Genomic DNA, 12926 nt, shown 5'->3' with positions numbered 1-12926 from the left:
CAACCAAACCCCGAACTCGTCCTCCCCCAAAAACTCCATCCACTGATGCCAGTGCAAACTCTCGTCAAACTTCCGATACACAACCCGCACGTCCCGTCCCATACCCGCAACCTATCGAACGGTCAGGTCGCAGCCGGGACGCGGACCTTGGTGCTTACCGCGGTCTGGACCTCGTGGGGTATGCCGGCGTAGTAGGCGCGCCACTGGCCGGCGGCGGGCTGGTCGATGGTTGCGGAGAAGGTGTGGCCGGAGGTCTCCCAGCCGCCGGCCTGGACCTCGGCGACGGTTGCCCAGGAGCTGGCAGTACCGGGCGCCCGGTACTGGATCTGCACCGGGATGGACGCTGGGAGATGGTTGGGGAAGTCGATGTGGCCGCAGGCGACAACCTGGTCGGATTCGTCTCTGGCGGCGGTGAAATCAGCGAACACCGCCGGCTGCAGCACCGTGACCGGGGCCTTCGACACTGCGGTTGCAATGAACAGGTCCGGTTGGCCGGTCTCGTCGGTGGCGGTGAAGCCGACCTGGTAATAGCCGGTGGCGGTGGGCACCGAGGTGACCGAGAAGTGGCCGTCGGCGTCGGTCTTCGGGACGTCGGGGACGAACTCGCAGCGCTCGAACTCCTCGCACCGCTGCAGTCCGAACTGGCGGTTCGCCATTGGTTGCCAGCCGTCCGGGGACTTCCAGGTCAGTTGGCCGCTGATCGTGACCGGCTCGCCGTACTTGACCTGGCGCGGGGCGACCCTGATCGGGAAGCGGGTCGGTGCGGGCTGCACCGAGATGCGCTGGGTCTGCGACTCGGCGAACGAATACCCGCTGGCGTGCTCGACCCGGGCGGTGATGTCGGCTTCCTGGGTGAGCGGCACCTGGGCGGTGAAGCGTCCGTCTGCGGCGGTCTGTACTTCGACGGTCGGGTCCCACGTGGCTGTGATTCGGACTGTGTGTCCCGAGATCGGCCGGACCAGGCCGTCTGTCGGCCAAAGGCCCGTCAGCGTGCCTTGCACCTGCACCGTACGGCGGCTGTAGGTGATCGTCGTGTGATCGAAGGCCAGCGCGCTGAAGATCGGCTGGATGACGTAGTAGAGCGACCCGGCGTCCCGCTTGGAGGCTCGCTGGCCCAGCGTGTCCATCGCGTCGACATCGATCTGATAGCTGCCCAGCTTGTCGAGCTGAACCCTCGTGCCTGCGGTGAACACGCCGTCCTGAACCGTGCCGCTGGACAGGCTGAAGTCGGTCACGGTGGCGAGCTCCTCGCCGGTCGCATAGGACCGAATGTGTGCCGTCAACCCTTCGATGCCCGCCTCGGCGCTCGCGCTGATCTGCACGAACCCCTTGTCGCTCAGTCCGTTGAACGCCCGCCCGATCTGCGGCGGACTCGCCGCCGTCGCCACCGACGGCACCACGGCGATCATGGCCAAGGCCATCACAAATGCCAGTACCAGACGCCTCATTCGGCTTCCCCCAGATCCCCAGCGGCCCCACTAGCGCGCCGCCAAAAGTAGACACCGGCAGCACATGCCCCGCAACACAACCGACTTGCAGGAACGTGCAACCTTGCCCCGAGATCGCCCACGGACCTTCCAACCCAGCACCTTGCAGTTGGCGGAACTTGTATGGGTCGTTTGTATGGGTTGTCGCTGTTGGTGCTCACGCAGACGACCTAGAGTGACCACTCTCGGGATGATGTAACTGACAGTGGGGTGGGGAACGTGAGGCGGGGATCTCGTGCTGCTTCGGCATGCCTATGGCGTGGCCGGACTTCAATAGTCGTACTGGCGGCACTCGCCGTGCTGACCACCAATCTGCACGCGCTTCCGGCGATTGCCACATCGCCGCCGGTGCCCAAGGTCGGCCGCGACGCCGACGAGGCATCCAGGTTCGCCGTCGCCGGCAACGCCCCGGTCGAGGTCGCGGACCGAACGACAGAGACATCGCTGACGTTCGCCAATCCGGACGGTTCCTTGACCTCTGAGATCTCGAACGGTCCGGTTCGGGTCAAACGCGACGGTGCCTGGCGTGCGATCGACACCACACTGGAGTTCCGCGCCGACGGGTCGGTCGGGCCGAAGGCCGCAGCGTCCGAGATCTCGCTCTCCGGTGGTGGAGCGGGCCGGATCGGGAAGATGGGCGTCAGGGCTGGTACCTGGACACTGAAGTCACCGTGGACGCTCCCGCGTCCGACGCTGGCCGGTTCGACCGCCACCTACGCCGAGGTCCTGCAAGGCATCGACCTGGTCCTCGACGCCACCTCCGAAGGCTTCAGCTACAACCTGGTCGTCAAGACCCGGGAAGCGGCGTCCAACCCGGCGCTGAAGTCGATCCATTTCCCGGTCGAGACCGCCGGCCTGTCACTGCGGACGAACCGCCCCGAAGGTCCGGCGTACGTCGGTGCCGACGGCCGCTTGGTCCTCACCGCCGGCGACGCGATCATGTGGGACGCGGCAAAATCGAGCCCGCAGGGAAAGACCGCCGTGCCGCGCAAGTCAGCCCAGCTCGTCGAGGACGGCCCCGCCGGCGCCCACTCGGCCGAGATGGAACTCCGCGGCGACGAGAACGGCCTCACGATGGTCCCCGACGCCACCCTCCTGACGGCCCCGTCTACCGTCTACCCGGTCGTACTGGACCCGGAAACGAAACCGGTCGGCAGGAGCGCATGGGCGGCCGCCTGGCAGCTCTACCCCACAACGTCGTTCTACAAGACTAGCCACAGCCTCGGCGTCGGTTACGAGGACTACGAGCAGCACAAGATCGTCCGCTCGTTCTTCCAGTACGACACAACGGCGTTCCGCGGCAAGAAGATCTTGGGCGCGGTCATGACGGCCTTCGAAACGCATTCCGCGAGCTGCACACCCAAATCGGTGACAGTCAGCCGCACCACAACCATCACGACCCGAACCACCTGGAACAACCAGCCGGGTGTCCAGATGCAGGCCGGTCCCAACCAGATCTTCGCGCACGGTTACAACTCCGCATGTCCCGACGCCTATGTCGAGTTCCCGGTGACGAACGCCATCGTCGACACGGCCGCCCACGGCTACGGAACCGCGACCTTCAGACTCAGCGCCACCAACGAGACCGACGGCCTGGCCTGGAAGCAGTTCAAATCCGACAGCATTCTCCGCGTCGACTACGTGACGCCGCCGGACGTACCCCGCCAGCTCGGCCTCACCGATCCCGCCACCGGCTGCGACACCGCGGCAGATCCGGTGAACGTAGGCTCGTTCAGCCTCCAGTTCGCGGTAGAGCCAATCCTCCAGGGCCGCGTCAGCGAGCCCAACGCCCGTCTCCAGTCCGAACTCGAGATCTACAGCAGCACCGGCCATCTGCACATGACGCGGAAGCTGGGTCCTGACAGCCCTGGCACTGTCCAAAAGATCTCGATCCCGAACACGAAAGAGTCGGGCACCTTTACGGACGGTGCGACCTATCACTACCGGGCGCGAACGCTCTATCCGCTCCCGGGCGGGGCGACTCTATACTCGGACTACCGGGGATGGTGCTACTTCAAGGTGGACCGGTCGGCGCCGGATCCGCCGACCGTGACGGCCGCGTTCGGCGGTACCCAAATCAAGAACTGTATGGATGCATCCACGGTTTGCGACGAGGTTGCCCCTTTCGCCAGTGCCGTCGACTTCACGGTCAAAGCAGCGGCAACGTCAACCGACGTGGTCCGTCACGAGTACTGGTTCGACGGGCAGGCAGCACGCGGGTCGATAACCGGGAAGACCGGCACCGTGGCGCTGAAGCCACCTCATGAGGGCCGGAACACCTTGCACGTCCGGAGCTTCGACAGCGCCAACCACGCCGGCCGGCCCGCCGACTTCCGTCTCTTTGTGAAGGCTGCCTCGCCGCCCGTCGGTGACTGGTCGTTCGATGACGGGACCGGGACGAGTGCGGCCGACGCCTCGGCAACTCCGCATCCGTTGACTCTCTACGGTGGGGCCACCTTCGATGATGCAGGCCGTGATGGCAAGTCTCTTCAGCTCGACGGTGTGAACGACTACGCCGAGACTGCAGCGCCAGTCGTCGACACGTCCAAAGGCTTCACCATCTCGGCCTGGGCTCGTCTCTGGACTTCCTCTGACGCCGTGGTCCTTGGCCAGGCCGGAAACATCGCGAGTGCTTACCAGTTGGGCTACTCGGCTTCGGCGAAGCGATGGATCTTCCAACGAGCCACAACCGACACGATGTCTCCGGCGATCATCAAAGCCAGCTCGGACGAACCTGCAGTACTCGGTGCCTGGACCCATCTCGCAGGTGTGTACGACAGCGGGACCTCACAGCTTCAGTTGTACGTCAACGGCCGTCTGCAAACGCAGGGCACGGCAACTTACCCGTTCGACAAAGCCTGGAAGGCCGCCGGTTCGTTCAGTGTCGGGCGTGGCCAGTACAACGACGTCTTCCAGCATCATTTCCCGGGTTCGATCGACCGGGTTCAGGTCTGGCAGCGTGCCTTGTACGACTACCAAACGATGGCCGGCACGAACGTCAAGCAGGACGAGGTGGCTGTGGTCAGCGCCGCGGCGAAATGGCCGCTCGACGGCGCCTCCCAAGGAAGCGATCAAGTGTGGCGCACCACCGAGTCCGTTTACGGCGCGAACATGGTGATCTCGGGATTCGGCTCCACTGCTGATCAGTCGACGCCGTTCGTAGAGGATGACCAACGCGGCAAGGTTCTCCAGTTCACCGGCGCGGCCAGCGAGGCGCTCTCGTTGCCCCGGCCGGTGGTCGATGCGGGGACCACGTTCTCGGTAGCAGCCTGGATCAAGCTTGCGGATCCCACAAAGCCGGCTGTGGTCGCTCGCCAAGCGGGCAGCGATCGCGATGCCTGGCGCTTGGAATGGAAGCCCGGCGCACCCGGCGCTTTCGGCGGGCAATGGCAGTTCTCACATGCACGTGCGAGCGTCAACCAGGAGGACACAGCGATCTTTCCTGAGGACTACGACAACTTCGCCAACGATGAGTGGCGGCTCCTGATCGGCACCTACAACGCCAACGCGCCATCGCCGACGAACGAGCGCGAATTGGGCGCGATCGACCTGACGATGAATATGAGAACGAGGGATCAGGGACTGGTGGCACACACCTCGCCCTACCGGCTCGGTAGCACCGTGGTCGGCAAGGGACGCACGGCCGGTGGTGAGTTCGCCGGTTTGATCGACGACTTCCGCATGTACGTCGGTCCACTGGCGGGTCCGGCAGCGATTTGCAGAGAGTTCCCCGAGATCGGCAGCGATGTCTGCCCCGCATCGGCCGGCTGAGAGGAAGACGACATGTCTCGACGTTTGAGTGGCTTTGTCTTCGGCCTTACGGCGTTTTCGCTGCTGGCGGCGGGTCTGGCCGTTCAAGAGACCAGCGCGCGAGCCGACTCGCAGACATCCGGTCTCCCGCCGGCCGTTCCGCGCCACGATGCCAAGGTGCTGGCAATGAATTCGGCGGCCGCTGAGAAGTCCGCGGCGGCCCGGGCGGAAACGATGCGGCCTTCGGATGCTGTGCGCCCGCCGACGTGGCCAGCGCCGATGGATCGGATCGTGCAGCTGTCTGGAATCCCCAGCCTGGCGCGGAAGACGCCGCCGGATACAGACGCCGTTCGGCTCGTGGCGCCTGCCCGCCAGGCTGATAAGGCGCCAAGCACTGCGCGCCTGAAGGTGTTGGACCAAGGAAAAGCGTCCGCTGCCGGTATTACTGGCTTCCTGGTGACCATCGCTCGCGCAGATGGACAGAAAGGCCAGTCGAAGGCGGAGTTGACTGTCGACTACTCGGCCTTCGCGCGGGCCGTCGGTGGCGACTGGGCCGCGCGGCTCGAGCTTGTCTCACTCCCCAAATGTGTTCTGACGACGCCGACCAAGGCAGGCTGCTCGACCCCGAGCCCGACTGGGTCTGTCAACAACCAGGACAAGGGCACGCTCATGGCACCGGTCTCGGTTGGGGCCGACGAGCAGGTATTCGGCGTCACGGCGGCATCCGCTTCGAGTAATGGCGACTACACGGCGACGCCATTGTCGCCCGCGTCCTCGTGGTCCGCCGGCCGCAACAGCGGCGATTTCACCTGGAACTACCCGCTCCGGGTCCCGCCGGCACCGGCAGGCCCAGTCCCTAGCCTCTCCATCGACTACTCCGCTCAGTCGGTCGACGGTCGTACGGCCGCCTCGAACAACCAGCCGTCCTGGATCGGTGAGGGCTTCGACCTGAGCGAGTCCTACATCGAGCGCAAGTACGGGTCGTGCAACGACGACGGCCAAGCCGGCAAGTACGACCTGTGCTGGAAGTACGACAATGCGACGCTCGTCCTGAACGGCCAAGGCGGCGAGCTCGTCAAGGGCGAGAACGGGTGGCGTGTCAAGAATGACGACGGCTCGAAGATCCAACGAGTCGTGACGTCGACAGGCGCTGATGGCGATGAGAAGGAGCAGTGGCTCGTCACCACCCTCGATGGCACGAAGTACTACTTCGGCCGCGAGAAGGTCCTGCCAGGCAGCTCGGACCCCACTACGAACTCGGTCTGGACGGTCCCGGTTGCCGGTGACGACAGCGGTGAGCCTTGCCACAAGGCGACCTTCGCCACGTCGTTCTGCGACAACCAGGAGTGGCGCTGGAATCTCGACTATGTCGAGGACACGCATGGCAACACGATGTCGTTGTGGTATGAGAAGGAGACCAACTACTACGCGAAGAACGGCGCTACGACCGCGACGAAACCCTACGTCCGTGACGGGTATCCCACCAAGATCCTGTACGGGCAACGCAAAGAGGCCATGTCCCTGAACGCACCGATGCAGGTGTGGTTCACCACGCAGGAGCGGTGCCTCAAGGATTGCTCTTCCCTGACAAGCGCTACGAAGCAGCGCTGGCCAGATGTTCCGTTCGACCAGATTTGTGCCGCGGGTGCGACCTGCACGAAGACGGGGCCGTCGTTCTTTTCACGCCGTCGCCTCGAGCAGGTGACGACCAAGGTCCTCAAGGGCTCCACACCACTGGACGTCGATCGTTGGCAGTTGGTCCACGACTTCCCTCCCTCGGGCGATGAGATGTCGGGAAGTTCCTTGTGGCTGAACGCGATCACACACACCGGACTCGCATCCGGCACGGCAGCGTCTCCGCTGACGGTCACATTCGGCAAGTTCGGGCTGCCGAACCGTGTCGACTCGTTGGAGGACGGCATCTCGCCGATGCGAAAGCTTCGCGTTGGCGAGATCTGGACCGAGACAGGTGCCCACATCGTCGTGAACTACGCCGAGCCGGAGTGCATTGCCAAGACGAAGACAGATCCCGGCAAGCTGCCCGCATCAGCGGCGTCCAACACGATGCGTTGCTACCCGGTGAACTGGCAACCGCCGCAGTCGGAACCGCGTGACGACTGGTTCCACCGGCACGTCGTCACCCAGATCCGGGTGAACGACGCCACCGGCGGAGCCGATCCGGTCGTGACGAATTACACCTACGGTGGCGGCGGTGCTTGGCACTACCAGGAAAGTCCTCTGGTGCCGCCGAAGGAGCGCAACTGGTCCGAGTGGCGCGGCTTCCGTACCGTGACGACCAGCTCCGGGGATCCGGTCGCCGAAGGCCCGAAGTCGCGGACGGTCACGTCGTACTTCCGCGGTATGGACGACGACTGGGCGAATGCCAATGGCGATCGCAAATCGGTTGCGATACCCGACAGTCAAGGCGGTTCCCGAGTGGACGCGCCGCCGCTGGCCGGCCTGGTACGAGAGGCGATTACCTACGCGGCGATCAACAGCAACGCTGAGATCTCCGGGTCGCTGACGGACTATTGGGTCGGGGAAACCGCCGTACAGACTGTCGACCCGACCACCGTGCCAGTCACCAAACAGATCGTCCGGCGAGCGAACTTCGTCAAGCCGTCCACCGTGACGTCGCGGATCCCACGCGACGGCGGTCGAGTCGATCTGCTGCACACGGCGACGACAACCTATGACACCGACACCGGTCTGCCGACCACGTCCGAGGACCTCGGAGACCCGGACAGGGCAGACGAGGTCTGCACCGTCACGTCGTACGCAAAGAATGCCAGCACCGGACTGCGTGGCCTGGTGTCGCGAGTCGTCGTGTCGAAGGGACGCTGTGACGCGGACTCCGCAAACCCGCCGCAGAGCCGGTTCGTCGCGGACGAGCGGAAGATCTACGACGAGGGCACTTTCGGCACAGCGCCGACCAAAGGCGAACTCCGCTCGACTCAGCGGGCAACCAGCTACACGCCGGCGGGGACACTGAACTATCAGACCACCGGTACCACGCACTACGACACGCTCGGCCGGCCAGTGTCCACGACGGATGCACTGGAACGCACCTCGACGACCAGTTACGTGCCCACGGGCGCCGGTGCTCTCCTGGAGACGACCACGACCTCGCCGCCGATAACTCCGGGCAGCCCGAACAGTCCGGCTCTCAAGACGAAGGTCACCTATCGCCCGGAGTGGGGGAGCAAGGCGCAGGAGACCGACCCGAACGGCAAGGTCACCGACCTCGACTACGACGCTCTGGGGCGGTTGGCCGCTGTCTGGCTCCCGAACCAGTCGAAGGCCGAGAAGAAGCTCGCCAACATGCGCTACACCTACAACTTGTCGTCCTCAGCCCCGTCCTATGTGCGCACTGATGACCTCAACATCACCGCCGACGGCTACTTGTCCGGTTACGCCATCTACGACTCGCTGCTGCGCAGTCGGCAGACTCAGGCGGTCGCGCCGAACGGCGGTCGTCTGATCAGCGAGACGAAGTACGACACACGCGGTCTCGCAGTTCTCCAGAACAAGGACCTATGGAACTCGGCAGCGCCTTCGGGCGGCCTCGCGGTGATCTTTGATACGGAGGTTCCCAACCAGACCCTCACGGCCTTTGACGGTGCCGGTCGCCAGACGATCTCCACTTTCGCATCGTCGGCGGTCCCCAGATGGTCGACCCGCACCCTCTACGCCGGCGACAGGGTCACCACGCTGCCCCCGAACGGAGCACCTGCCACTGCTGAGATCAAGGATGCACGCGGTCAGGTGGTCGAGCGGCGCGAGTACGACGGATCGACAGTGACACCGGGTTTCATCGCAACGAAGTACGCCTACGACGTCGCCGGCAAGCTGACCCAGATGACCTCGGCCGGGTCAACCTGGTCGTATGGCTTCGACATGCTCGGTCGCACGGTCAGTTCAACCGACCCGGACTCCGGCACGACGGCCTACGAGTACGACGGTGCTGACCGTTTGATCGCTCTGACCAACGCCAACCAGAAGAAGCTGATCACCAGCTACGACAACCTCGACCGGAAGACGGCGATCCACGAAGGCTCGAAGACCGATGACAACTTGAGGATGGGCTGGGACTACGACGCACCAGGCAACCTCGGGCAGCTCTACCAAAGTGTCCGGTACCCGGGCGGCAAGGCAGGTGCGGCGTACAAGTCGAAGATCACCGCTCGCAACGTTCTCTATAAGCCCACCGTGACGCAACTTGTCATTCCCGGTGTGGAGGGATCCGAATTGGCGGGCACCTACGAGACGAGCATCGGCTTCATGCCTGATGCCGAGACCATCCGGTTCACCGAGGTCCCAGGTAAGGGCAACCTCGGTCTCGAGCGACTGCAGTACAGCTACAACAACCTCGGCCAGCCGGTCGTGATGCAGAACTCGCAAAACTTCGTCTATGTGAAGGACGCGCAGTACTCGGCGGTCGGAGACCCTGAGAAGTACATGCTCGGCGAACAGCTCGTCGACATCTCCTATACCTACGACCCTGGAACCCGTCGTCTCCTGACGAGTTCGGCAGCCCGCTCGCAGATCTTCACGAACCACCAGTACGCGTACGATCCCGCCGGAAACCTGCTCCAGGACGACAACAAGGTCGACGGCGATGCCCAGTGCTACAAGTACGACGGGCACGCCCGGCTGACCGATGCGTGGTCGCCTGGCAACGCGAACTGTGCGGTTGCCCCCTCGGTTACCGGCCTTGGTGGACCAGCGCCGTACTGGCAGTCCTGGACCTACACCCCGAGCGGTCTCCGGCAGACCCAGACCGATCACGCCTCGGCCGGCACCACGACCGAGACCTCTACCTATGACCCTGCCCAACCCCACACCTTGAAGTCCGTCACTACAACCGGCGCGGCTCCGAAACCGCCCGCGAACTACACGTACGACGACGCCGGCAACACCACACAGCGGCCCGATCCCGACAGCGGAGTCCAGGCTCTGACCTGGAACGCGGAGAACAAGCTGCAGAAGCTCGAGAACGCGGCAGGTGACACGTCCTACGTATACGACGCCGACGGTGGCCTCATCCTGCGCAAGAGCCCGGGCGAGACTACCCTTTATGTGGGTTCCCTCGAAGTCACGCTCGACACGACGACCAGGACTGTCACGTCGAAACGCGAGTACGCGATCAACAACCAGCCGATCGCGGTCCGCTCAAGCAGTTCTGACCTCGACTGGCTGGCTCCGGACCACCACGGAACATCCAGCGTTGCCATCGACTCGAGGACGCTGGTTCCGACCAAGCGCTACACGACACCGTTCGGTGAAACCCGAGGAACCGAACCCACCACCTGGCCCGACAATCACGGCTTCCTGGGCAAGCCCGAAGACAAGACCACCGGCTTGACCCACATCGGAGCCCGCGAGTACGACCCATCCGTCGGCAGCTTCATCAGCGTCGACCCCCTGATGGACACCTCCGACCCGCACCAAATGCTGGGCTACACCTACGGTTCCAACAACCCTGCGACTGTCTCCGACCCCACTGGTCTCAGGGAGCGCGAAGAAACCGGCGGCGGCGTCGGCTGCTCAGGCCCGTGCGGTGGCAGCACCACCAGCACCACCCGTCCTACCAACGACCGCGGTACCAACGACGGTGGCTCCGGCGGCGACAACGGCGGCAGCAACGGTGGTGACGGTTCGGACAATGACAACTCCGGTGGCGGAGGCTTCTTCGGAAACCTTAGTAAGGCCGCTCACAAGATTGCGCACAACATCGACCGCAGCAGTGAGATGTTCCTCGACTACCAAGGCGGCATCGGTGCCCAAGCGATCGACACAGCGAAGGGCCTGTACGCCAGCAGCCAGCAAAGCTTCCAGTGCTACGCCTTGCTGAACTGCTCGTCCCAAATTGAGACAGCCAAAACCATTGTGCGTGACCCAAAGTCCCTCTGGGATGCGATGGTCGCTCCAGTCAAACAAGACTGGGCCAACGGCGAGAAGTCCAAGGCATCAGGCCGAGTCGCCTTCATGGTCGGCGAGGCAATCGTCGGTACCAAGGGCGGCAGCAAGCTAGCCTCCACCCTCGCGGCCACGAGCCGAACGGCGGCGTCGGGCACCGGTAGAGGATTCCTGGGCGGGCTTCGGAGCCTAGTCACAAGAAACCGAGGAAAGTGTAGTTTCGCGGGCGCCACCGCGGTGTTGATGGCCAACGGCGCGCAGAAGCCAATCAACGAGATCAAACCCGGCGAGAAGGTCGTCGCCACTGACCCAAAAACCGGCCAGCGAGCTGTGAAGACCGTCCTGCAGGTGTGGGTACATAACGACACGCTGACAGATCTCGTAGTCGACGGTGGAAAGGTGACGACTACAGAGGATCACCCCTTCTGGTCGATCACTGACAACCGTTTTGAGCGTGCTGACGAACTGTCGCCAGGCGAGAAGGCCCTCAATGCTGCCGGACGCCCGGTGGCGGTCGTGGGGCTCGCGCCACAGACCGCCCGTCAGGCGCTGGCCTACAACCTGACAGTCGCAGACATCCACACGTACTATGTGCTGGCTGGTGTGACTCCGATCCTCGTTCACAACACAGGACCGAACTGCAAGATTCCGCTCGGAGGCAAGAATGGTGATGACCGCGGCGGAGACGACTTCCATGGTAGTGACTATTCATTGGATGAGATCGCCGAGTTCGTGAATGGGCATACCGGTGATGGAAATCCAGCCATGGGTCGGCCCACTGCGGTCGAGGTGGAAACTGCAATGAGGCAAGCTGGTCCTCATCAAATTGAGGGACAGAATTCGTCCCGGTTTGACCACGATGGGGTTCGCGTCATCGTGAACTGGGACAAGCCGTGGAAGTCAACGGCCTACTATCCGGGAAGGTGATTTGATGCCGCAGAATCAGGCGCGTGACTGGCTGGGCCGCCACCTTGGAGCGGCTGAGATAGATCGGTTCGAGCGTGTGTCGGTGCAAGTGACTCCTGGCCGATCATTGGATCTGGTTACGCTGGTGCTCGGATGGTATGAGCATGTGACGCGGATAGAGAGAGAGCTTGGCCTCCCCGACTCTGATAGGTCGGTCTGGGGTGCGCATGACTTGATTGCAGCTGACATCCTTCGGGATTTGATTGACAGAGCACTGGAAATGGTTCCGCTAGGGGAGCTTGGAAATCTTCTCGCCGCGCTCGATGAGGTGGGTTCGAGGTTTCGCTCATATACGGAAGCCGACCAACGTGGGGCACTTCTTCGGCTTCATGGCGAGGAGCCCGACCCGCGCGGATGGTGGTGGGATCGCATTCCGTGCGCCGGGCCGATTCGTAGGGAACTGGACCGGTTGCCTGCGTCCTTCTGAAACCTTGAGGCCAACGCGGCCATCGACCTTGCAGTGGGTCCCAGAGAGGTCGCCGTCAGGATGTGAATCCGCAAGTCTGCTAGGGCTGAATGGGCGCGGCATTCCGGACGAGAGGGTTCTGGCGGACGGTCAGGGGCGGATCGACTGGTTGACGTGCCGCGGCGGCGCCTGGGGTGCGCTTCATTCGGCGAACCATCGTGGTGACTGGCACTGATGGCTAGCGCGAATGCGGAGTTGCCGGGTTTCCAGATCGTGCTGGAGATCCAGCGGCTGCGTGACTCTGTTGCCCGGATAGCCGAGTTGCAGGAAGGTGCAAGTTTGCTGTGGGGGGTGGATTGTGTACGGGGAGTGGTTGAGGATAGGTCGGGTCGCGTTCC

The 12926-nt window shown here is 63.7% G+C and carries 3 protein-coding genes; 2 read left to right on the top strand and 1 reads right to left on the bottom strand.

Annotated features, from left to right (window positions below):
• Positions 1-122: 122 nt before the first annotated feature.
• Positions 123-1448: a hypothetical protein gene (locus ABD231_RS28160; RefSeq protein ID WP_344158452.1), complete on the bottom strand. Its 1326-nt coding sequence runs from the start codon at positions 1446-1448 to the stop codon at positions 123-125.
• Positions 1449-1706: 258 nt separating this feature from the next.
• On the opposite strand from ABD231_RS28160, the gene ABD231_RS28155 reads away from it, so the two are divergent.
• On the top strand, positions 1707-5258 hold the full coding sequence (locus ABD231_RS28155) for a LamG-like jellyroll fold domain-containing protein (protein ID WP_344158450.1): 3552 nt from the start codon (positions 1707-1709) through the stop codon (positions 5256-5258).
• Between the two features lie 12 nt (positions 5259-5270).
• Positions 5271-12083 (top strand): polymorphic toxin-type HINT domain-containing protein, encoded by a 6813-nt coding sequence (locus tag ABD231_RS28150; RefSeq protein WP_344158448.1) that lies wholly within the window; start codon positions 5271-5273, stop codon positions 12081-12083.
• Positions 12084-12926 lie beyond the last annotated feature (843 nt).

Source organism: Kribbella yunnanensis, from assembly GCF_039529655.1.
Classification (GTDB): domain Bacteria; phylum Actinomycetota; class Actinomycetes; order Propionibacteriales; family Kribbellaceae; genus Kribbella; species Kribbella yunnanensis.
The sequence above is the reverse complement of the archived record's forward strand: the minus strand, read 5'-3'. Positions and strand labels throughout refer to the sequence as shown.